Source organism: Mariniflexile gromovii (genome assembly GCF_017814435.1).
In the GTDB taxonomy this organism is placed as follows: Bacteria; Bacteroidota; Bacteroidia; order Flavobacteriales; family Flavobacteriaceae; genus Mariniflexile; species Mariniflexile gromovii.
Map to the genome: position 1 here is coordinate 364,249 of NZ_JAGJCB010000002.1, position 23,496 is coordinate 387,744.

Sequence of the window (23,496 nt, forward strand, 5' to 3'; positions counted from 1 at the left end):
GTTAATTGTATCTTTGCAGCAAAATTACAAAACATGACCAAAAAAGTTCGTGTGCGTTTTGCACCCAGCCCAACAGGACCACTTCATATTGGAGGTGTTCGTACGGCGTTATTCAACTATTTATTTGCTAAAAAACATCAAGGTACTTTTATTTTAAGAATTGAAGATACCGACCAAAACAGATACGTTGAAGGTGCCGAACAATACATTATTGATGCCTTAAATTGGTGCGGTATTCCGTTTGATGAAGGAATTAACAAGAATGAAAAATTTGGCCCGTACAGACAAAGCGAACGCAAGCATTTGTACAAACAATATGCCGATGAATTAATTGCATCTGGCAACGCCTATTATGCTTTTGACACGGCTGAAGATTTGGATTTTCATAGAACAGACCACGAAGCAAAAGGAAAAACCTTTATTTACAACTGGCACAACCGCTTAAAATTGAGCAATTCATTATCGCTTAGCGCGGAAGAAGTACAAGCTAAATTGGATGCAGGCGACGAATATGTTATCCGTTTTAAAAGTCCGCAAGACGAAACGTTACACCTAAAAGATATCATACGTGGCGATATTAAAATTGATACCAATATTTTAGATGATAAGGTTTTATTTAAAAGTGATGGTATGCCCACTTACCATTTAGCGAACATTGTAGACGACCATTTAATGGAAATAACCCATGTGATTCGTGGTGAAGAATGGTTACCAAGTTTAGCATTACACTACCAATTATACAAAGCCTTTGGTTGGGAAGCTCCTGAATTTGCACATTTACCATTAATTTTAAAACCAACAGGAAAAGGAAAATTAAGCAAACGCGATGGCGATAAATTAGGTTTCCCTGTCTTCCCTTTACAATGGTCCGACCCTGTTACCTATGAAGTTTCTAGAGGCTATAAAGAAGATGGTTATTTTCCTGAAGCCATGATAAACTTTTTGGCTTTCTTAGGATGGAACCCTGGAACCGAACAAGAAATTTTTAGTTTAAAAGAATTGATAGCTGCTTTTGAACTAGAGCGTGTAAACAAATCTGGTGCACGTTTTGATCCGGATAAAATTAAATGGTTTAACCACCACTACATGCAAGAGCAAAGTAATGATGCTTTAGCAGAATTGTTTAAACCCATTGTGGATGAAAATGTCACCCTGAGCGCAGTCGAAGGGTCTCATGACATTGACGTAAACTATATCTCTATTGTTATAGGCATGATTAAAGAACGTGCTACGTTTATATCAGATTTTTGGGAGTTGAGCGCTTACTTTTTTGAAGCACCAAAATCATTCGACGAAAAAGCTACCAAAAAAGCATTAAAAGAGAATACAGCGGATATAATGGCCTCAATAAAAGCGATTATAAATGGTATTGAAAATTTTTCAACAGAAACCCTACAAACAGAAATTAAAGGCTGGATAACCGCTAATAATATTGGTTTTGGGCAAGTCATGATGCCTTTACGAATTGCATTGGTTGGTGCTTTACAAGGACCCGATGTTTTTGATATAATGTATATGATTGGAAAAGCTGAAACTGTGAAGCGTATAGAAGCTTTGGTTTCCACAATTTAAACTTCATAAAGACTATAATAAAAAAGCCCTAAATTTTAGTTTAGGGCTTTTTTATTAGTGTTTCAAAGGAATAACCATATTCCACGTATTTTCAAATTTCCATGCTTCAGGACCACTGCCAACTGCAGCAAATAAATGGGTTGGCTTGCCGTCTTCAATTAAAACAAAAGGACGTTCAAAATGGTTTTGATGCGTTGTAGTACCATCATCCCATAAAATATTACGGCTATAGGCTTTTACTTGGTCGTACAAATGCCATTTCACTCCGTCTTTGGACCACACATGTATGCCACCACCTTCTTCACCACAAATTTCACCAGAACGGTCTTTTATAACCGCTTCATATTTATCGCCTGCCCACCAGATAAATGGATCTTCAACATCTACATGCTCTTTTCCTGGTGTTTCAAACCTAAAAACAGGTTCTTCACTTAATCTTTTATATTCCCCTCGTGGACTATCGGCCATAGAAACCCCTAACAATAATGGTGGTTTGGATGTAGCAGAAGATTTATACATAAGCAATATTTTTCCCGTTTTCGGGTCTACCGCTGGTGCTGGATTGGATGTAATGGAAGCATCCCAATGCCCCGGTCTAGGTTCAATAACGGGCTTGTCAACACGTTCCCAAGGGCCAAAAACCGAGTCGCTAATGGCTAAACCAATGCGTTTATTCATCCAAGCTTCGTTCCAATTTTCACTAGAAAATTTTGGGTTTTCCTTATTAGGCTGTGGAAAATTGTATGTGGTTCCAAAATGGTATAACAAATACTTGTCTTTGTATTTAATAATTCTTGGGTTGTGGGTGCACATGCCATCAAAAAATTCCTTTCCACGCACAGGTAACACGACTTCTTGAAATACATAAGGCCCAACGGGTGTGTCTGCCACGGCACGAACCACTTCAGAATTAGTTACCCATGCACCAAAACCAACATCTTTAGACCATCTGGAAGCGAACATATGGTATTTACCATCTTCACCTTTTACTACAGACGAACCCCAAATCCAATAATTATCATCACGAAATCCACCACCTTTTGGAGCGGGTAAAATGCGATCTATAAAAGCGGCTTCCGGTTGTTTACCAAAAGCAGCACAAGACCATAAACTGGATGTTGCCAATAAAGCAGATCCTTTAAGTGTTGTTTCTATAAATGTTCTTCTTTTCATTTAATTATTTTTTGTTTATTTTTTAGCACCAGCCATTTACCAACAAGCTTCTTACTAGGTTTCAAGGATTTTTATGGTTCATTTTGACTCTTCAAATTAAAAAAAAATCATACGTGATACTTTTGGTTATCCCGTAATTTACCTCATTTTCAAAAACTATTTGTAACAAAACATAGTAATAAAGCTACTAATAAACAAGTTGAGAATTATTCATTGTATATTTAAGGGTCTATTTCTAAACAAATATAAATTAAAATAACAACTATCATTTTTTTAACCATTTAAAAACAACGTATCATGAGCATTTATTCAATCCCCTACATCGTACTTGGTGTCCTTTTATTTATATCATTCGTTTTTACCGTCAAGCAGCAAACGGCTGCTGTTATAGAGCGATTTGGTAAATTTCAAAGTATTCGTCATTCTGGATTTCAACTAAAAATCCCTTTAATAGACAGAATTGCTGGCAGATTAAGTTTAAAAATTCAGCAATTAGATGTTATAGTAGAAACTAAAACTTTAGATGATGTATTTGTTCGCTTAAAAGTATCTGTACAATACCGTGTTTTATCCGAAAAAGTGTACGATGCCTTTTATAAGTTAGACTATCCACACGACCAAATAACCAGTTATGTATTTGATGTGGTACGTGCCGAAGTGCCAAAAATGAAATTGGATGATGTTTTTGTGAAAAAAGATGATATTGCATTAGCGGTAAAAGCAGAATTGAACGATGCCATGCTTGATTATGGTTTTGATATCATTAAAACACTTGTAACGGATATTGACCCCGATCCTCAAGTAAAAGAAGCTATGAACCGTATTAATGCTGCCGATAGAGAAAAAACTGCTGCACAATACGAAGGTGATGCTGCGCGTATTTTAATAGTTGAAAAAGCGAAAGCGGAAGCCGAAAGCAAACGTTTACAAGGACAAGGTATTGCAGACCAACGTCGTGAAATTGCACGTGGTTTAGAAGAATCCGTTTTAGTGTTGAACAAAGTTGGAATAAACTCACAAGAAGCCTCTGCCCTAATAGTTGTAACTCAACATTACGATACACTTCAATCTATTGGTCAACATACAAATAGTAATTTAATATTGATGCCAAATTCGCCACAGGCAGGGAGTAATATGCTTAACGAAATGCTTGCAAGTTTTACAGCCAGTAACCAAATTGGTGAAGCCATGAAAGAAGCTAAGGAGAAAAAGAATAAAGAATAACATTTATAACCTGTAACAAAAAAGCCTCATACATAGTTATGAGGCTTTTTTATGGATGCTCTTCTTTATATTTTTTAAGCATTGTTTTTAAAGTTTCTAAATAATTTTTTAGCGATTTATCATCAACATTCAAATTATCTTCACTGGGAATCGTCATTGGGTTTTCATCTAAATATTGATATAATTCAGGATAATCGGTTTCAATTTCCTGGGTAATATTCGATATTTCCATAAGCAGTTTAGCCTTCATTTTATTCCTATTTAATGAAACACTTAAATTACTAAAATAAAACGATTTATAAAAATTATTCTCTCTTTACGAAAAGCCTTAACTTTTAAATGGGTGTCGCTCTTCCCAGTCTTGTTTTGGGTTCATTAAGCCGAATAGCTGTTTCAATACAGCATTCATAAAACTATTGGTATGCTTCATATAAACAAACATGGGTTTAGCCTTTGCCCCTACCGAACTTTTTATTTCCATGGCGGTTCTGGCATAAACTATGGTTTCAAAATGATTAATAATACCAAACTCCAACATGCTGTATAGCATATTTAAATACAGCTGGTTCTTGTATTGATGCGCTTCATCATAACCTAAAAAATATGTTTCAAGGTGTTGTTCATTCTGTATTAAAGTGAAAAAACCAATCAGTTCTTCATCTAAATAATATCCAAAAACTTTAAAATTATCTTGTAAATAACGTTTAAGGCTGTAAAAATGATTTTCAGGCAGTATAAACGTATTAAACTTGGCATTGTTAGATACGTTTAAATAAAGTGCGTGTAACCTATTTGAATTGGTTTTAATGGCCTCTAAATCCAATTCTGAACACGTAATACCATTTAGCTTTTTCCTGGCTGTTTTATAGCGACTTTTGTACTTCTTATTGAGTTCATTTAAATAATCGTTAAAACTTAACCAATTTGCTTCTATCTTCAATACCATATTGGGTTGAACCGTAACCTTATGAAGCTTGTTCGTGTTGAAAAAATTAGTTTCCAAATGAATAGTATCATCTAAAAAATAATCTTTAAACATGATGGCGCGTATGGTTTTATTCTGATTTGTTTTTATATGGTTTTTGATAGCTTCCAAAGCTTTATAAACCAATTCCAAATAAGTAGCTTGAGTTATGTTTTCCTTTTGAAAAAACACACCATGTTGTCCGGTATGCGTTAAGTTTCCGACCACCAAAACATTGCCTTTTAGTACTTTTGAAACCACATCGCGAAAAAACTCTTTTACACAAGATACATTTATGGCTCTGAACATATCTTTTAAATACAGCTGAACACGTTGAATAATTGCAACCCCAACTAAAACATCATCATTAAAAATTCCAACAAAAAAAAATTGGATATTATTGGGCGATGCTTCTTCTACAGCTTTTAAATATGAAGTTTGTAAAAAAATATCATGTTCAACAACGCCATCCCATGAAGGTGGAAGGTTGGCAACCGAATGATAAATTCTAAATGATTTCAAATTTGAGTATAAAAAAGACCGAAGTTAAAACACTTCAGTCTTTGATTATATTAAAAGTTTACAAAAATTATTTCCAAGCACAAATAATACCACCCATAATACCAAGTGTTACTATCCAATAACCAGCGTTAATAAAGATGTATTTGGCGCTTTTGCGTTCAAATAAAGCATTGGTGCCCAAAATAGGCAAAGCAATAAAAATACCCGTTAAGACACCGTGAAAAACACCATGTTTAAAGGTTCTAAAAGACTCTGAATAGTCTACCATAAAAGCTTCGTATGAAGGTAAAGCATTTGCTGGATCTCCTCCTATTAAACTAAAAGCCCCCATTTGATGAATAACAATTCCCGGTAATGCGGTTGCTAATATAAAAGCAAAAAGGAATGCCAAACCAAAAATTTTGGCCATGTTTGCTCCTTTCATTTTTTTTTCGGTCATGTCGGCTGCTTGCATCCAAGCGTTACCAAATACTTTTGGGTGATACCAAATAAATCCAACAAGTAATGCCGAAACTGCTGAGGCTAAAACTGCATAAATATTAAAAAAATCCATAATAAATTTAGTTAAAAAGTTAGATTATAAATATAGTTAAAATAATAATATGTGCTTCATTTTTAGTTATTTGAAAAACAAACTACACAAGCGTATTTGCTTCTTCAACCAAAATAGTGCTTGAATCTTCTAGGGCTTTGTTTATAAAATCATTCACTTCGTCATTTATTTCCAAACCATTTTTTATTAATACACCTAAAACAATCATGGTAGCAATACGTGTTCCTACTTTTTTAGCAGCGGTATTGAAAAGTGGTTTCAACTCATCATAACTAACATCTTTGGCAAGTTCTTGAATTTCTTCTTTTGCTTTAAGTTGTTTTGCTTCTGGTAAATTGGTGTATTTTTTACCTAATTGCTGAATCACATCAATGGCTTTGCGCTGTGATTGCGATGCATTATTTTGTGGTTTATTTTGGTTCTTGTTGGCGTTTTCTACAGGTTTTCGTTTCTCCCAAGAGTCTCTTAATCCTACTGTTTTATTAAATATTAATTTATTTGAAGAAGAATCGTTATCCACATTAAAATATCCTAAACGTTGAAACTGGAACCGCTCTCCTACTTTAGCTTCTAACAAACTTGGCTCTACATACGCTTCAATAATTTTTAAAGATTCAGGATTTAAAAACGCCATGAAATCTTTATCTTGATGGCTATCTGGCGCTTCATCCATAAACAAACGATCGTATTCCCTAACTTCTGCTTTGATAGCGTGTTTTATAGATACCCAATGCAGTGTCCCTTTAACTTTTTTGGATGTATCTTCAGAATAGGTACAGTGTATTTCTAAAATGTTTCCATTTGCATCCTTTACAACAGATTCTGCTTTGATGATGAAGGCATTTTTTAAACGAACTTCGCCACCCAATTTAAGTCTGAAAAATTTACTGCCTGCTTGTTCTTTAAAGTCTTCTTTTTCAATATAAAGTTCTCGTGAAAATGGTACTTTTCTAAAACCTGCACTTTCGTCTTCTTGGTTGTTTTCAGCTTCCAACCATTCTTCTTTTCCTTCAGGGTAGTTAGTAATAACCAATTTAACAGGATCTAAAACAGCCATAACACGAGGCGCTGTTTTATTCAAATCTTCACGAATACAAAATTCTAAAAGCGATACATCAATAACGTTATCGCGTTTGGCAACACCAACAGTTTCAACAAATTTTCTTAGTGCATTTGGGGTATAACCTCTGCGACGCAAACCAGAAATGGTTGGCATACGGGGGTCGTCCCATCCGTTTACAATCCCATCCTCAACCAGTTTAAGCAGCTTACGCTTACTCATAATAGTGTAGCTTAAGTTTAAACGTGCAAACTCACGTTGCTTAGGCCTAACTAAGGTTTCGTCTACTACTTGGTCTAAAAACCAATCGTAAAGCTCTCTGTGAGGTTTAAATTCCAACGAACACAATGAATGTGAAATTTGCTCGATATAATCGCTTTCACCATGGGTCCAATCGTACATGGGGTAAATACACCAATCATTACCTGTTCTATGGTGATGCTTCTTTAAAATACGGTACATAATGGGGTCGCGCATCAACATGTTGGGATGCTGCATATCTATTTTTGCACGTAAAATATGTTCGCCTTCTTCAAATTCGCCCGCTTTCATACGTTCAAACAAATCTAAATTTTCGGCTACAGTTCTATTTCTAAAAGGACCATCTACCCCAGGTTGTGTGGGAGTTCCTTTTTGTTCGGCCATAGCTTCACTTGTTTGCGAATCTACATACGCCTTTCCTTCTTTTATAAATAAAATAGCCCAATCATAAAGCTGTTGGAAGTAATCTGAAGAAAATAATTCTTTATCCCATTTATAACCTAGCCATGCTACATCTTCTTTAATGGCATCTACATATTCTTGCTCTTCCTTTGCGGGATTGGTATCATCAAAACGAAGATTTACAGGTGCATTATACTTTTCACCCAAACCAAAACTAATGCCAATGGCTTTGGTATGTCCAATATGCAAATACCCATTTGGTTCTGGAGGAAAACGAAAACGTAATTTGTTTTTTGGCATGCCGTTTGCCAAATCTTCTTCTATAATTTGCTCTAAAAAGTTTAGTGATTTTCTTTCTTCAGACATAAAAATGTATCGCAATAGGTAATTAAACAAAAAATATTGTGCAAAATTAGGTAATTTTACCGACTTAAAACCACCTAACATGGGAATTATAAAAGTTGAAAACATCCGCCTATTTTCGCATCATGGATGCTTAAAAGAAGAAACTAAAATAGGTAGTGAATATCGTGTAGATTTAAAAGTTGAAGCTAATTTACAAAAATCTTCAAAAACAGATAAACTTACTGATACTGTGGACTATGTGTTTTTAAACCGCATTATAAAAGAAGAAATGGGCATACCTTCTCATTTGCTTGAAACGGTTGCAAAACGTATTTTAAATCGTATCTTTAAAGAAGATAAATTAGTAAAAAAAGCAACGGTTTGGGTTAGTAAATTGAACCCTCCTATAGGTGGTGATGTTGAAAAAGTAACCATAAAGATGACTGATAAACGTAAAAAATGATTTAAAATGTTGTAAAGTCTTAATTTTTTTTAAATTTGCAGCACAATTAAGGTGTCGTGGCCGAGTGGCTAGGCTCAGCTCTGCAAAAGCTGCTACAGCGGTTCGAATCCGCTCGACACCTCAAAAAAAGCTTCTGGTAGATTCAGAAGCTTTTTTTATTTTAAGGGACTTATTTTTTCTAATTTCTCCTTTAAAAGTTCTTTTTCCTTTGGAAAAAAACCTTGAACTAAAAGTAAAACTCCAAAACCTAAAATAACCAAAGCAATTATTTTTTTTGTTTTGAATATAATACGCGGTGTTAACCTGCTCTTAAGCTTTTTAGCGACCACTATTTTAACCAAATCGACTAAAAAATAGACTGCTAAAATAGTGCTCAAAAATACCACGACACCATCATTGGAGCTGGTAATTGAATTTGCTATCACTATAAATGCTACCCAACCTAATAACACACCTATATTAATAAAGTTGAGCAGAAATCCTTTTAAAAAAAGCTTACCGTAGCCTTTTTTGATTTCAATTTTATGATATTCCCTCAGAATTTCTCGAAACGATTTTGATGTTTTAATGAAGGAAATAAACCCATAAGTTACTAACAAAACACCTCCAAAAATTAAAAAACTAGGATCGTCTTTTATAGATTCGAGCAATTTACTGGTGCTAAAAAAGGCCACTATAATGAATAGAATATCTGCCAACATAACACCACAATCGAAAATTAGCGCACTTTTAAAGCCTTTTGTTGCGCTGGTTTCAAGCAGCACAAAAAAAACAGGCCCAATGGTAAAGGCTAAAATAATTCCGAAAGGAATAGCAGCTAAAATATCATCTAACATAGAATTATATGAGGGTTTACTACAAAGTAAAGAAAAAAAGGTGTGTTAAACTAAAACACACCTTTTAAACAACAAACAAATTAAACTAAATTTATGAAATTCTTTTTATAGTTAAATTTTAAAATCAGCCTCTAAATTTGCTGCAGAACTACCCCCAACAAATACTTTAAAATCTCCTGGTTCCAAAATAAATTCGCCCTCATTATTAAAAAATCCCAATTCTTGTTTTGTAAGATTGAAACTTACCGTAACTTCTTGATTTGGTTCCAAAGAAACCATTTCAAAGCCTTTTAATTCTTTTACAGGTCTGGTAATACTTCCAAACAAGTCTCTTATATAAAGCTGAACAACTTCTTTACCTGTAACGCTTCCCGTATTTTTTACCTTCACGGAAACTTTCACTGCTTCACTAGAAATCTTTTCAACTAAAAGATTATTATATGAAAATGTGGTGTAGCTTAACCCATGCCCAAAAGGATATAGAGGCGTATTACTTTCATCGGTATAATGCGACCAAAACACTTCGTTTGGTGCAGGAATAACTGGCCTTCCTGTATTTTTATAATTGTAATAAATTGGTATTTGCCCTACGCTTCTTGGAAACGTCATGGGTAATTTTCCACTCGGGTTATAATCGCCATACAAAACTTGAGCAATGGCGTTACCACTTTTAGTACCTAATTGCCATGCTTCAACAATGGCAGGAATATGCGCATCTGCCCAAGGAATTGTTAATGGACGTCCATTGTTTAAAACTAAAACAATGTTTTTGTTCACTTTATAAATTGCTTCTAAAAGTTCCTGTTGTACACCTGGCAAACCTAAATCTGTTCTACTACGTGCTTCGCCACTATGGAAACCGTGTTCACCCAAAACCATGACTACAACATCGGCTGTTTTAGCGGTTTGAATTGCTTCGGGAAACTCGCTTTTATCTGTAGTATTAATTATTAACTCTAAGGGAAATACGGTTTGCCCCAATGTTAAATCGGCTCCTTTAGCATAAGTTAATATATTGCCTGTATAGTCTTGCATGCCTTCAAGCACTGAGATAGCGGTACTGTCTTTTGTTGCTAACCTCCAACTACCTAAAGGACTTGTTTTATCGGCCGCTAAAGCACCTATCAACGCTATTTTTTGTCCTTCTTTTTTAAGTGGTAACAGCTTATTTTCATTTTTAAGAAGTACAATTGACTTTTTAGCCATATCTAATACAGCATCTTGAATTTCTTGACTTCCTATCACTTGTTTTTCAGTTTCTTTGTTGCAATATTTATAAGGATCATCAAATAACCCAAGTTCAAATTTTACTCTTAAAATACGTTTTACAGCATCATCTATAAGCGCTTCTTGAACACGACCTTCTTTTACCAAATTTGCCAATTCATCTACATAGGCATATGATTCCATATCCATATCTGAACCAGCATTCGATGCCAATTCAGCAGCATGTTTTTTATTTTTAGCATGCCCATGGGCAATCATTTCGTTGATAGAACCCCAATCTGAGACCACAAAACCGGTAAAACCCCATTTTCCTTTTAAAATATCACGCTGTAAAAAAGCATTTCCTGTTGCAGGAATACCATTTAATTCGTTAAAAGAATTCATAAAGGTTCGTACACCAGCATCGGTAGCGGCCTTAAATGGTGGAAAAATGATGTTATTTAATGTTGAGGTGCCTACATCAACGGTATTATAATCTCTACCCGATTCGGCAAAACCATAACCCGCCCAATGTTTAGCGCATGCAGCAATGGTTTCAGGGGATGCTAAATCGTCACCTTGAAAGCCTTTAACTCGAGCTATAGCTATTTTACTTCCTAAGTAAGTGTCTTCACCTGCACCTTCCATAACGCGTCCCCAACGCGCATCTCTAGAGATATCTACCATAGGTGCAAACGTCCAATTAATACCTGCTGCTGCCGCTTCTTTAGCAGCTACTTCAGAAGATCTTTTAATGGCTTCTAAATCCCAACTAGCAGCTTCAGCTAATGGAATGGGACTTAAAGTTTCATAACCATGAATCACATCAAAACCTATAATTAATGGAATGCCCAATCTGGTTTCTTCCACAGCTATTCTTTGCACTGCCCTTACCTCATCTACACCTGTTACATTAAGCATAGACCCTACATAACCCTTCTTTAAATGCTCATATTTTTTAGAAGCATCGCCTGTGGATGGCGTTGGCCCCGTAACATCCCAAAAGCCATTATATTGATTCATTTGACCAATTTTTTCTTCGAGTGTCATTTTTGATAGTAATTCTGAAACTTTCTTTTCTATTACATCATTAGAATTATTTGAGCTATATAAAGCTTCCTTTTTCTCTTTACATGATACCGTTGCCACTAAAAGAACAACAATAAGTAAACTATTAAGATTGTTTTTTTTCATAATTATTGATATACCCTAACGTAATCCACCTCCATTACAGACTCTGTAAAATTAGGGTCGATAGTAAACCAACTACCTCCCATGGCTACATTAAGAATTAAAAATTGTGCTGCATTATATGGCCAAGTACTACTGTTTATAACCGATGGTTTATAGCTGTACTTATAAACGTTGTCTATAAAAAACTTAAGTTCGTTTGATGACCATTCAACGCTATACACATGGTATGCGGTTGCATAATCGGTTATTGTGGTCTCTCCCACTTGCGTATTTGCACAACCACCTGAACACGATGGTGTGTGTGTAGCACTTGATATTTTGGTTGGGTTATGTCCCCAATGTTCCATAATATCTATTTCTCCGCATGCAGGCCACCCAACGGCGTCAATATTAGCGCCCAACATCCAAATAGCTGGCCATGTACCGGTTCCTGTTGGTAATTTAGCCCTAACATCAACTCTGCCGTATGTAAAATCGAATTTACCTTTGGTTAATAGTCTGGTAGAGGTATATTGAAAACCTTGATAACTTTCCTTTTTTGCTATAATTTTTAAAACACCATTTTCAACTTTAACATTGTCTATTCTATTTGTATAATGTTGCTTTTCACCATTTCCCCATCCATTAGTACCATTACCAATATCATAACCCCACTTTGTGGCATCTGGAGATCCTGTGCCATCAAACTCATCGGACCAGATTAGTTGTGGTCCTTTTTCTGCAACAAATACCGTTATTTTTTTAAAATCGCTAATGGTATTACCTGTACTTGAGTAAGCAAATACAGTTATAATATAATCGCTTAAACCTTCTTTAGTACATATGTAATTAAATGTGCCTGTTGTATTTTTTACTTCAGCATCACTACCTACTCTAAAGCCATAAGAAACAGCATTTGTTGCTGTAGCATTACACGTTATAAAACCAGACCCATCGCCATTGATATTACTGCTATCTGCTCCAGTAATAGTTATTTGCATTACTAAGTTGGTAGGTATGATAACTTGAGGTTCTTCATTTTTTGGTTCATCACCACTACTAGAGCATGACAATATTATAAAAAAGCATATGTGAATGATATAAAGCATGTTTTTTATCATTTTATCTATTTAAATTTCTTGATTGTAAAAAAGAGGGAGATGCGAAATCTCCCTTCTTATTGCTATTAATTAACTCTTTTACTCTGGCACTAAAGTAAACCACCAATTAAATCCATTATTTCCGTCTGTAGTAGTTAAAACCATTTCATTTTCTGAACGACTATAGATAATATATTGATGATTTCCGCCCGTATAATACCCTACAAAAGCTAAACCTGTTAAACTAATAGTTTCGATACCGCCTGGTGCAGTTAAAGACCACTGTGCAGTATAATCATTATAAGTATAATTTAAAATATCTGCTCCGTCTGTAGTTCCGCCAGAACCCCCTAATTCATTAATTAAAACTTCACGACCAAAAACAGTTCCGTTAGTTACCGCAGTAAACGTACCATCTATATTAAAAGTATATCTGTCATCGTACATGCCAGTTCCTGCTTTTTCATTAGCTCCTGCACTATAATATTCAAATCCATCAACTTCTTCTTTGAGTTGTTTCGCATTTGTTACAGCAACAACAGGCCCTAAACCAAAGTGAGGTTTAGCTTCTGCTTTTATTCTCCAAGTTCTTGAACTATTGGCTGTTAACATGGTTAACAAATCTGCGGGAGGTGAATAGGTTGATAATACTTCAACTTCTATGGTTTTGCTTGACGAAACACCACCTCTGCCAAAAGCCAATACGGTTACAGAATATGTATTAAGTCCTAAAACAGCAAAACTATAACCCTTCTTTCCGCCTGGGGCGCTGCTTACAGATCCATTATATACAAATTGATATGAGATAGCATTATCTGCCTGTGCTACAAAATTAACAACACCAGTACCATCACCAGGGCCTTGGGAAACAAACTGATCTCCATCTGCATATAATACTTCAACACTTATGTTTGTTGGGGCTGTTAAATCTCCAAATTCCACATTATCATCTTGACAGCTAGTAAATAGCATCAAAAACGTAAGGAATACTCCTGTTATATATTTAAAGTTTTTCATGTTTTTCTTTTTTTAATTTTGAATATCATCAATGTATATGGTATAATTTGCAGAACCATCGCCTGCTGTACCATTGTCCATTATTAATACAAGATTTACGTAATCAACAGCAGCATCAACCCCTGTTAAAGTAAAACTTAATTCTTCCCAAGCATTTGCTTTGGTTGTAGTAGCCGTAATTTCATTTGTAGCTTTAGTATTTGGCCATCCAGTAGCATCTTCAAACTTCATAAGCAAATTTAAGCCAACCCGTGGGGACCATACTTTAGCAGTAATAGTTGTACTATTATCTATTGGAAAAGGCGTAGTGACTGTAATTTTAGAGCCTGCCCATACTTGACCAGCGTCTTTAACCAATTTAGCCACCATACTTGATGAATTACCAGTTGTATAAGGATTTGCTATTACGGAAATAGCGCCACCATCAAAGCTACTTAAAGCTTGTTGCGGTTCGAAATCTAGAAATGAAACTACTGAAATATCATCAACATAAATAGTATAATTTGCAGATCCATCGCCTGATGTACCATTGTCCATTATCAATACAAGATTAACATAATCAACAGCAGCATCAACACCAGTTAAAGTAAATGTTAATTCCTCCCATGCATTTGCTTTGGTTGTGGTAGCCGTAATTTCATTTGTAGCTTTAGTATTAGGCCATCCCGTTGCATCTTCAAACTTCATAAGTAAATTTAAGCCTACTCTTGGAGACCATACTTTAGCTGTAACTGTAGTACTGTTATCTATAGAAAAAGGCGTGTCTACAGTAATTTTAGAACCTGCCCAAACTTGACCTGCATTTTTAACCAATTTAGATACCATACCTGAAGAATTTCCTGTTGTTTGAGGATTTGTTATTACAGAAATATCTCCTCCATCAAAAGAGCTCAATTGATATGGCGCTTCAAAATTTATTGGAAAAATAGACGGTCCTGTTACACCATCAAACTGTTTAATGTCATCAATATAGAATGTCCAGTTTGCACCTCCAGTTCCAATAGTTCCAATATCAAAAAACATTACAAGTTTTTGATATGTTTTACTTACATCAATAGTACTTAAATCAAATACAACCTCTTCCCAAGCCCCGTTTCCTACAGTTGTAACTTCAACTTCTTTGTTGATACTACCGTCCGTTAAATTCTCTAATTTCAATATCATTTTTCCACCAGCTCTTGGAGACCAAACTTTCATTTTAATGAATTTCTTAGTAGAAAAATCGATAGGTGCCGATGTAGTAATAACATTTCCTGCCCAAGTTTCTGGACCTCCTTTTACTATTTTCCCAACTTTAGAAGAAGTGTTTCCGTTAGTATCTGGATTATCTACAACAGCTGCTGAAGCACCGCCAAACCCAATAAACGCACTTGCATCAAAAATTTCAAAATCGATTGGTAATTCCGTTGGTTTAGCAATGGTTATTACTTCTGTTTTTTCTGTAGTGGATACACCACCACTTAATGCAACCACTTTAATGGTATAATCGCCAACTGCAGGGTATTCAAAACTAACTGATGCGCCGTTATCTAAATGTGTAGGTTCTTCATCGGGGTTTGATGTATCAAAATACACAAGGAAATAAGTTGCATAATCTGCAGTAGCAGACACCTTTAACACAAATGGGTTAGAACTATCTATTTCCGCATTTACTTCCAAATTTTCTGGTGCTCTAAAAGACACTATAAGCTCCTTTTCCACCTCACTTTTTAATCCAGTAATACCAGTAGCTTCTATTTTTACCGTATAAGAACCTTCGGCATAAACATGCTGTGTATTCGCTCCTTGCTTAACTATTACCGATTCCGCGGTACCGTCGCCATACGTTATATTATAGGAAACCGCACCTTCTCCATTAGGTGTTATGGTTACAACCCCTGTATTATCTTGGGTTATTTGAAATGAAGCAGACACATTTGCTGGAGCTGTTGCGCTATCTAAATAATCGAAATTATCATCCTCTTTATTACAACTAAAAAGTATCAATAATGCCAGACAATTAATTAATATATATTTAATTTTTTTCATAATTATAAGTTTTTAGTTTGTGTATCCTGGGTTTTGTGACCACCTATTTCCAGACAATTCTATTTCTTGAATAGGAATTGGGAAAAGCTCATGTTTATTTGATTGAAAACCTGGAATGGTCCCTACGGCTTTACCTGTTCGAACTAAATCGAAGAAACGAAGCCCTTCACCAACAAATTCTACACGACGTTCTTTATAAATATCGTTGGTTAAGTTTGCACCTGAAGTTGTTACATTATGCAACTCATCATTAAAAGCACGTTTTCTTACCCTATTTAAATAAATTTTTGCTCTATCATCACTAATACTACCTCTATTTAAAGCTTCAGCAGCCATTAACAATACATCTGCAAAGCGAATGACACGAAAATTGTTAGGGTTTGTAAGCGCCGCATCTGGTTGGTTTAAATCGCCTTTACGCGCTATATATTTTAAGTTATAATAGCCTGTATGCTCGTACCCTTCGGTATATGTAGCACCTGTTTCTTCAGCCCATTTTACAATATCCAGTATAGAATACTCCAAACGGATATCTCCTGGTTCAAAAGCATCAACAGCATCTTGAACAGGCACATTAAAGCTGTATCCAAAATCGTAAAGAGGTCCATCATAACTTCTTATGCCATTAAATCCAACAGCATAATTTCCATCAAGACAATAAAAACAATCATAGCTTCCACCATTTTTATCAGAATACTGGATTTCAAAAACAGATTCTATATTATTTTCGTAGTTATTTTCAAACATATTTACTGCTTCCGCTGAAGACAACAAATCATAAGGCCCATTAGCGATTAAATCTTCTAGTACTGTCCCAGCTTCTTGAAATTTGTTTTGATACAAATACGCTTTACCCAATAGTGCTTGAGCTGCTCCTTTGGTAATTCTTCCTGTTTCATTTTGAACATACGGTAAATTGGCTGCTGCAAAAATTAAATCTTGCTCAATCAATGCATAAACATCCGCTTTTGGAGTTCTATCAATACTAAATTGTTCTCCAAATTGAATTCTTTTATCTATAGCCAATGGTACGTCGCCAAACCATTTTACCAATTCTGCATAATAAAATGCTCTTAAAAAACGAGCTTGTGCAATAACACTTGTTTTATTAGGAAAATCTATTTTGTTTTGAAATTCCATAATATAATTGGCACGGTTAACACCTGTGTACATCCATGTCCAAATATTTCTTAACTGTGCATTTACTGGTGTATGAATCATGTCATCAATTTCCTGTTTTCCAGGAGTATCATTAGCATCTTGTCCACCACATAAGGTATTATCTGAAGCTATTTCGGCAGTTTGAAACTGTTCAGCTGTTGCTTGTAACATATCATAAGCAGCAACTAATGCCGATTGATAATCTGCTTCTGTATTGAAAAAGTCTTCTGAATTTTCGTCTTGAGATTTAACATCTATAAAATCGTCTGCACATGAAAACAACGTTACAAATACCAATAAAAAAAGACTACTTTTTATTTTTATATTTTTCATAATTTCTAATTAAAATTTTACGTTTAGCCCTAATAAAAATGTTTTGGCACTTGGATAGAAACCTTGATCTATACCACCACCTAATGGCGCTCCGGAAGAAGCCGTAGGATCGAAACCAGTATATTTTGTAAGGGTTAATAAATTACTTCCAGAAACATACAAACGTAATTTGCTGATTTTTAAACTCTCAAGAGCTTTATCTGAAAATGTGTATCCTAATTGTACATTTTGAAGACGTATAAAAGAACCATCTTCTACATAGTAATCTGAAAATAATGTATTAGATGTTGCACCTCCTGTTACTCTTGGCGATGAATTTGTTGAGCCTTCACCAGACCAACGGTTTAAACGATTAATAGTACTATTGGTTAAAATATTATTGTTTTCATAATTACGAACAATATCGTTCCCTACAGACGCAAAAGCATAAGCTGCAAAATCGAAATTTTTATAATCTAACGAAAGGTTTAAACCCATAGTTGCATCTGGTAGTGGGTTACCAATATCAACCTTATCATCTAAGTTTATAACGCCATCTAAATTTTGATCAACAAACTTTAAATCGCCTGGTTGTGGTGCAATATCCCCAACTGGTGAAGCATCTATTTCAGCTTGATTTTGAAAAACCCCTGCGGTTTGGTAACCATAAAAATATCCTATTGGAAAACCAGCTTCCATTCTTGATGGTGCCGGTTGCCCGATACCAAACGAACCACCTGTTAAAACCCCTGTATTTGTATTTACGGAAATAACTTCGTTTTTAATATAGGTAACATTATACTTAACACTAAATTTGAAATTATCTGAGAATCTATCTGAATATCCAATTGCAAATTCAAGTCCTGTGTTTTCAACAACACCTCCATTTACAAAAGGTGCACCACCTACTCCTAACAAGCCTGATACTTCTGGCGCCACTAATAAATCTTCTGTTCTTCTTTTAAAATAATCGGTTGTGATATCTACTTTGTTGTCCAACAATCTCATATCTAAACCTATATCCAAAGTTTTTTGCTTTTCCCATTTAATTTCTGGGTTTGCAATGCCTCCACTTGCAGTTCCAATGGTTTCAACATTGTTGAAAAAATAATTACTTCCTCTGCTTAAAAGTGAAATATATCTGTAATCACCAATTCTGTCATTACCAAGAATACCATAAGAAGCTCTCAGTTTTAATAGGTTAAAAACCTTATTATCTTTAAGAAATTCTTCATCGGAAGCTACCCAACCAACAGATGCTGAAGGGAAAATACCAAACCTATTATTAGGTCCAAATTTTGTAGAACCATCACGTCTTACTACTGCTGAAAGTAAGTATTTACCCTTATAATCGTATTGTAATCTTGTAAAATAGGATAGTAATCTAGAATCAAAAGTAGCGTTTCTACCAGTAAACCTGTTTATATTTTCAATATCTGAAGCTAGATCTAAACTGGCATTTGCATAGCTATTATTGATAATATCAAAACCTGTTGCTCCTGTAAATTCACCTGTTGTTTTAAAAACCGATGTTCCTAAAAGCACATTGATATTATGAATATCGTTAATTTTGTTTTCATATTTAACAAAAGCGTCAAACGTATAATCTCTGAAGTAATTTAATCCTTCAAATACACTACTTCTATCCACATTAAAAACTTTTCCGCTACCAAAATTTGCAATAGGGTTAAAAACGTGGGAACTTACCTCGGCATAATTAAACTGTATATTGGACTGTGCCGTAAAATGATCTAAGAAGTTGTATGATAATCCTGCGTTTCCACTTAATTTGGTAACCTTACCTTTATCATAGGTATCGTCTATTTGTGCTAAAGGGTTAATAACTTCTGCCCCTAAACCTTCTGCTTTTGTATAATTACCATTTTCATCTGTTATAGAAAAAGTAGGCGCCATATTTAAGGCATTGAAAAGCACCGAAGCATTAGAGTTTTCTGGAAGATTATTTTTATTGGTACGCATTAAAGTAAGCCCTGATGTGAATTTAAAATTTTCTAAGAAATCTAAACTATAACTGGCATTATTTGTAAAACGTGTGAAATTTGAATCAGTTCCTCCAACAATACCATCTTGCGTTAAAAAAGATCCACTATAAGAATAAGAAGATTTTTTTCCACCACCTTTAAAAAGTATATTATGATTCATAATAAAAGCATTTTTAAAAACTTGGTCTTGCCAATCTGTTCCTACTCCTAATGAAGAAACATCTGTATATAATAACGACCCCCCTCCAGCAACTGATGCTTCATTAGCCAATAAGGCATATTCGGTAGCGTTTAAAACAGGTATTTTTCGAGTGGTTTGCTGGAAGCCTCCGTAGGCATTATACTCCACTGTTAACGGCATCTCTTTGCGTCCAGTTTTAGTAGTAATAAGTATAACCCCATTAGCAGCCCTTACCCCATAGATACCTGCAGTAGCATCTTTAAGTATGTTCATGCTTTCAATATCGTTAGGGTTAATAACACTTAGGTCTTCAATAACGTTGCCATCCACCAATATTAAAGGGCGGCTATCCCCATTGGTAGAAACACCTCTAATACTAATTGTAGAACCACCACCAGGCGTACCAGACTGTGAGGTAATGTTAACCCCTGCTACCTGACCTTGTAAAGCTTGTTCTATACGTGTTGGTTTAAGTGCATCAATAGTTTCTGCGCCAACAACGCTTACAGCACCTGTAATCTCTTTTTTAGTTTGTGTACCATAACCTATAACAACTATTTCATCCAGTTTTGCTAAATCTTCTTCAAGTTGAATAGATAACTTTGTACTACTTGTCACAACTATTTCTTTAGTTACATAACCAATGTAACTGAATGTGAGCGTAGATCCTTTTTTTACATCGGTAATTGTAAAATTACCATCAAAATCGGTTACAGCTCCTTTAGTAGTGTTTTTAACAAGTACATTAACTCCAGCAATTGGAAATCCTGTATTGTCCTGGACAGTTCCGCTAATATCAAAATTTTGCGCACCTGAGTATGCAAAAAAGAAAAAGCAAAGAATTTTAAAAAAGGTTTGTCTCATATTAATTTAGTTTAATTTTAGTTTAAGTAAAACTAGCTATATATATTATGGAATTCTAATATTAAGCCTATACAAAAAACATACAATTCAAAAAACAAATGAATTTTTTATGATAATCTTAAATTTGTAGTGGTTTTAATATGTAATTCACTTTATAATTTAAAATATCGAACAGCCAAAAAACCTTAATGTTGTGGTGTTGTATAGGTAAAATGAAGTTTTGTAGTGTTGTTAGATTTCTAAAATATAATCTGTTAAACTCGATTCATGGGGTAAATCCATTTTTTTTCGCAATCTATAGCGTTTTACCTCTACACTTCTAGATGAAATATTAAGTAGTGGTGCAATTTCTTTTGAAGAAAGATTTAAACGAAGGTAGGCGCAAAGTCTTAAATCATTAGAAGTTAGTGATGGATGTTCAGATTTAATCTTTTTAAGGAAATCCTGGTCTGCATTATTGAAGGCTTCTTCAAAAGCATGCCAATCGTCCGTATTATTTAAATTTTTATCAATAATTTTTATAACACTTTTTAAACTTTTCTGGTCTTGGGCTTTTTGCAGTTCGCTCTTAATGTTATTTAAGAATTCATTTTTCTTAATTAAGCTCATAGTAGATATTGCCAACTCTCTGTTTTTGTTATCAATATCCTGTCTTAAATTTTCATTATTAAAGCGCATTAATTGTTGCTTATTCTCTAATTCCTTCAATTCTAAATCACGCTGTGTTTTGTAAAGCAATTTTTCGCGTTGCTTTCTATAATAGCGTTTATAAACAGTATGCATAAACAAAGAAAACAATGCCACCAAAATAAAATAGACACCAAACATAACTTTGGTTAAATACCAAGGAGGATCTATTTTAAAGCTATAACTTTCTATATTTTCTGAAACGTCATTACCTATTCTAGATTTTACATAAAACGTGTATTCACCAAATGGTAAATTTTCAAATAATGCATTGGATTGTGTTGACCATTTGCTCCAAAAATTATAGATACCCTCTAACTTATATTGATATTCTGCTTCTAAATATTTATCGTATTCTGGTACACTAAAATTAAACTCTAAATTGTTTTCGTTATTCTTAAAAATACCTTTTGTTGAAGGATCCAAAAATTCCGTTTTAAAGCTGTTCTTTTTATAATAACCTTTTGAAATTAGATCTATATTTACTTTATGAGGTTTTTCATTAAGTTTATCTAAATCTATTATTATATAACCTAATGTATTACCGTACAGGTATTTATTATTGTTTATATACGATATGTTTTCATAACCTGATACATCATTTCTTAAGGAACTTGGTAATGGGATTTTATTTATTTTATAACTGTTACTAAGTTTAAAAGGTGCAAAATAACTAATGTCATGTAACGAAAAAGACCAAAGTGTATTGGTTTCTTTAATGAATACTAATTTACCTGAAGTAAATTGTTCTTTTAGAAACAATCCGCTTAAAATAGAATCTCTTACAAACCTATTTTTTATTTCATCATACTTAAAAACACCTTCCTTTTGTGTGTATAATAATTGGTTATGATACTTAATTAAGCTTGTTTTAAGGCCTTGAGCCACAGAAGTGTCCTTTAAAACAGAGATAGCCTTTGTATAATTAGCATCCAACTTTACTTTAAACACCCCTTTATACTCATGGCTAACAAACACATCTGTACCATTAAGTATTTCAAAATAGCGACTGGAAATATCAAAACCTTCAATTTTATTTTTAAACACCCATTGTCCATGTTTGTTTTCAAGAATATTTAAACCGTTATAGTTACCTTGAAGCAGTAGCTTATTATTTTTTGAAATGGTTTTTATGTTCCATGTACCCTGTATATCTGAAATAAACTGTGCCTGTGCACCATTAATTATAAAAGTTCCAGAATTATTTCCACAAAAAAGTGTATTGTCTATATTGGTTAAACACCAAACAGCACCTTGGGTACCAGGTACTAATTTAAATTGATTATCAGAATTTATTTCTTTGTAGAATAAGCCTTGATTGGTTCCTATGTATAAATAATTATTGAATAAAATAGAGGTATTTACCGAACCTATTTTCCCTTTTTCTCCATTGTAAATGGTAAATGGCGAACTAAGGTTAATACAATTAATACCGTTTTCTAAACCTAACCATACATTATTATCTACATCTTCAAACACCGAAAGTACCGTGTTGTTACTTAATCCATTATTTTGATTGATGTAATGTTCAATATCGCCATCTGAAGTTACATGTAAAATACCATTTGAAATAGTTCCAAGAATAAAACTTTGGTCCTTCAACTTAATACTGCTATAAATTCTATCATTTAAAAGAACTTCATTTGCTGAAATGTCCCATTTTATAAGCGTATTATCTTTGAAAATGTAAAAACCATTATCTTCCGTTTGAAATAGTAAATTCCCTTGGTGGTTGAAAATATTAACCAGTAAATTTTCTTTCAAAATAGGGTGATTGCTAACTAAACGTGCTTTACCATTAACAATTTCGAAAACACCTTCTTTTGTTTTTTGAAAATAAACGCCTTCATTAATTTTAAATACTTTATAAAGAACGGTGTTAGAACTTATAATAGAACATGTATCATCTCTTTGGTTGTAAACGTAAATACGCTTTAGCGATTGAAACAGAATAAAATCATCAACATGAATGATGTTCCATATTTCTTCATCCTCTAAAAATGATATTTTAAGTTTTGATGATAGAGATGTATAATTTAAAATTCCTAAACTATTTTTTTTCCAAAAACCAAACTCTCTATAACATCCTGTATAAATTAACTCGTCAATAACATTAACAGATCTAACAATGGTTTGGTTTGGTGAGTTGTATAGTACCCATTTAGCTCCATTAAACACCAATAAGCCTTTATTATTGGCTACATAAATATGCTTTTCTTTAGATTGTGAAATGGACCAATTCTGATTCTCTCCACCGTATTCATTTGGCGTAAATATTTGTATTGGCGGATGCTCTTGCCCATTTACTAATACGCAAAAAAAGAGGATGAATAATATGGGTAGTTGTTTAATTGGCATTAAATCAAGTAAAGATTTATAGTAATACTAA

Annotated in this window: 16 protein-coding genes and 1 tRNA gene; 4 read left to right on the forward strand and 13 right to left on the reverse strand. The window is 34.1% G+C overall.

Going from position 1 to position 23,496, the window contains the following annotated elements:
- Window positions 1–33: 33 nt before the first annotated feature.
- Window positions 34–1,572, forward strand: coding sequence for a glutamate--tRNA ligase (gene gltX, locus J8H85_RS03490; RefSeq protein ID WP_209652709.1), 1,539 nt, complete (start codon window positions 34–36; stop codon window positions 1,570–1,572).
- 54 nt (window positions 1,573–1,626) lie between these two features.
- On the opposite strand, the gene J8H85_RS03495 is transcribed toward gltX, so the two are convergent.
- Complete coding sequence (locus J8H85_RS03495; RefSeq protein WP_209652710.1) at window positions 1,627–2,745, reverse strand: glycoside hydrolase family protein; 1,119 nt, start codon at window positions 2,743–2,745, stop codon at window positions 1,627–1,629.
- A 297-nt stretch (window positions 2,746–3,042) separates the two neighbouring features.
- Here J8H85_RS03495 and J8H85_RS03500 point away from each other — a divergent pair, with 297 nt between their 5' ends.
- Window positions 3,043–3,969, forward strand: a complete 927-nt coding sequence (locus tag J8H85_RS03500; protein WP_209652712.1) for an SPFH domain-containing protein — start codon at window positions 3,043–3,045, stop codon at window positions 3,967–3,969.
- Window positions 3,970–4,018: 49 nt separating this feature from the next.
- On the opposite strand, the gene J8H85_RS03505 is transcribed toward J8H85_RS03500, so the two are convergent.
- The 4 genes from J8H85_RS03505 to J8H85_RS03520 all read right to left on the reverse strand — a co-directional run bounded on the left by J8H85_RS03505 (window position 4,019) and on the right by J8H85_RS03520 (window position 8,097).
- The gene (locus tag J8H85_RS03505) at window positions 4,019–4,219 is read right to left on the reverse strand and encodes a hypothetical protein (RefSeq protein WP_209652714.1); all 201 of its coding nucleotides are present in this window, start codon (window positions 4,217–4,219) and stop codon (window positions 4,019–4,021) included.
- A 78-nt stretch (window positions 4,220–4,297) separates the two neighbouring features.
- Window positions 4,298–5,455: a GNAT family N-acetyltransferase gene (locus J8H85_RS03510; protein ID WP_209652716.1), complete on the reverse strand. Its 1,158-nt coding sequence runs from the start codon at window positions 5,453–5,455 to the stop codon at window positions 4,298–4,300.
- A gap of 67 nt (window positions 5,456–5,522) precedes the next feature.
- Entirely contained in the window at window positions 5,523–6,008 is a 486-nt protein-coding gene (locus tag J8H85_RS03515; protein WP_209652718.1) for a DUF1761 domain-containing protein, read from the reverse strand.
- 82 nt (window positions 6,009–6,090) lie between these two features.
- Window positions 6,091–8,097, reverse strand: coding sequence for a glutamine--tRNA ligase/YqeY domain fusion protein (locus J8H85_RS03520; protein WP_209652721.1), 2,007 nt, complete (start codon window positions 8,095–8,097; stop codon window positions 6,091–6,093).
- Window positions 8,098–8,176: 79 nt separating this feature from the next.
- Here J8H85_RS03520 and folB point away from each other — a divergent pair, with 79 nt between their 5' ends.
- On the forward strand, window positions 8,177–8,539 hold the full coding sequence (gene folB / locus J8H85_RS03525; protein ID WP_209652723.1) for a dihydroneopterin aldolase: 363 nt from the start codon (window positions 8,177–8,179) through the stop codon (window positions 8,537–8,539).
- A 50-nt stretch (window positions 8,540–8,589) separates the two neighbouring features.
- Window positions 8,590–8,660, forward strand: a tRNA-Cys gene (locus tag J8H85_RS03530).
- Between the two features lie 34 nt (window positions 8,661–8,694).
- On the opposite strand, the gene J8H85_RS03535 is transcribed toward J8H85_RS03530, so the two are convergent.
- From J8H85_RS03535 to J8H85_RS03570, 8 genes are all read right to left on the reverse strand, one after another.
- Window positions 8,695–9,375, reverse strand: a complete 681-nt coding sequence (locus J8H85_RS03535; protein ID WP_209652725.1) for a LysE family translocator — start codon at window positions 9,373–9,375, stop codon at window positions 8,695–8,697.
- Between the two features lie 111 nt (window positions 9,376–9,486).
- Window positions 9,487–11,775 (reverse strand): beta-glucosidase BglX, encoded by a 2,289-nt coding sequence (gene bglX / locus J8H85_RS03540; RefSeq protein WP_209652727.1) that lies wholly within the window; start codon window positions 11,773–11,775, stop codon window positions 9,487–9,489.
- 2 nt (window positions 11,776–11,777) lie between these two features.
- Window positions 11,778–12,875, reverse strand: coding sequence for a glycoside hydrolase family 16 protein (locus J8H85_RS03545; protein ID WP_209652729.1), 1,098 nt, complete (start codon window positions 12,873–12,875; stop codon window positions 11,778–11,780).
- A 78-nt stretch (window positions 12,876–12,953) separates the two neighbouring features.
- Entirely contained in the window at window positions 12,954–13,871 is a 918-nt protein-coding gene (locus J8H85_RS03550) for a glucan endo-1,3-beta-D-glucosidase (protein ID WP_209652730.1), read from the reverse strand.
- A 12-nt stretch (window positions 13,872–13,883) separates the two neighbouring features.
- On the reverse strand, window positions 13,884–15,899 hold the full coding sequence (locus tag J8H85_RS03555) for a hypothetical protein (protein WP_209652732.1): 2,016 nt from the start codon (window positions 15,897–15,899) through the stop codon (window positions 13,884–13,886).
- 12 nt (window positions 15,900–15,911) lie between these two features.
- Window positions 15,912–17,393, reverse strand: a complete 1,482-nt coding sequence (locus J8H85_RS03560; protein WP_209652735.1) for a RagB/SusD family nutrient uptake outer membrane protein — start codon at window positions 17,391–17,393, stop codon at window positions 15,912–15,914.
- A gap of 9 nt (window positions 17,394–17,402) precedes the next feature.
- The gene (locus tag J8H85_RS03565; RefSeq protein ID WP_209652737.1) at window positions 17,403–20,420 is read right to left on the reverse strand and encodes a SusC/RagA family TonB-linked outer membrane protein; all 3,018 of its coding nucleotides are present in this window, start codon (window positions 20,418–20,420) and stop codon (window positions 17,403–17,405) included.
- Between the two features lie 231 nt (window positions 20,421–20,651).
- A complete protein-coding gene (locus J8H85_RS03570) occupies window positions 20,652–23,465 on the reverse strand; it encodes a triple tyrosine motif-containing protein (protein WP_209652739.1) in 2,814 nt (937 codons plus the stop codon).
- Window positions 23,466–23,496: the final 31 nt, after the last annotated feature.

What these genes read in the sequence shown, in the direction of transcription:
- gltX (WP_209652709.1), top strand. Translation starts at nt 34, where the DNA reads ATGACCAAAAAAGTTCGTGTGCGTTTTGCACCCAGCCCAACAGGACCA.
- J8H85_RS03495 (WP_209652710.1), bottom strand. Translation starts at nt 2,745, where the DNA reads ATGAAAAGAAGAACATTTATAGAAACAACACTTAAAGGATCTGCTTTA.
- J8H85_RS03500 (WP_209652712.1), top strand. Translation starts at nt 3,043, where the DNA reads ATGAGCATTTATTCAATCCCCTACATCGTACTTGGTGTCCTTTTATTT.
- J8H85_RS03505 (WP_209652714.1), bottom strand. Translation starts at nt 4,219, where the DNA reads ATGAAGGCTAAACTGCTTATGGAAATATCGAATATTACCCAGGAAATT.
- J8H85_RS03515 (WP_209652718.1), bottom strand. Translation starts at nt 6,008, where the DNA reads ATGGATTTTTTTAATATTTATGCAGTTTTAGCCTCAGCAGTTTCGGCA.
- J8H85_RS03520 (WP_209652721.1), bottom strand. Translation starts at nt 8,097, where the DNA reads ATGTCTGAAGAAAGAAAATCACTAAACTTTTTAGAGCAAATTATAGAA.
- folB (WP_209652723.1), top strand. Translation starts at nt 8,177, where the DNA reads ATGGGAATTATAAAAGTTGAAAACATCCGCCTATTTTCGCATCATGGA.
- J8H85_RS03535 (WP_209652725.1), bottom strand. Translation starts at nt 9,375, where the DNA reads ATGTTAGATGATATTTTAGCTGCTATTCCTTTCGGAATTATTTTAGCC.
- bglX (WP_209652727.1), bottom strand. Translation starts at nt 11,775, where the DNA reads ATGAAAAAAAACAATCTTAATAGTTTACTTATTGTTGTTCTTTTAGTG.
- J8H85_RS03545 (WP_209652729.1), bottom strand. Translation starts at nt 12,875, where the DNA reads ATGATAAAAAACATGCTTTATATCATTCACATATGCTTTTTTATAATA.
- J8H85_RS03550 (WP_209652730.1), bottom strand. Translation starts at nt 13,871, where the DNA reads ATGAAAAACTTTAAATATATAACAGGAGTATTCCTTACGTTTTTGATG.
- J8H85_RS03555 (WP_209652732.1), bottom strand. Translation starts at nt 15,899, where the DNA reads ATGAAAAAAATTAAATATATATTAATTAATTGTCTGGCATTATTGATA.
- J8H85_RS03560 (WP_209652735.1), bottom strand. Translation starts at nt 17,393, where the DNA reads ATGAAAAATATAAAAATAAAAAGTAGTCTTTTTTTATTGGTATTTGTA.
- J8H85_RS03565 (WP_209652737.1), bottom strand. Translation starts at nt 20,420, where the DNA reads ATGAGACAAACCTTTTTTAAAATTCTTTGCTTTTTCTTTTTTGCATAC.
- J8H85_RS03570 (WP_209652739.1), bottom strand. Translation starts at nt 23,465, where the DNA reads ATGCCAATTAAACAACTACCCATATTATTCATCCTCTTTTTTTGCGTA.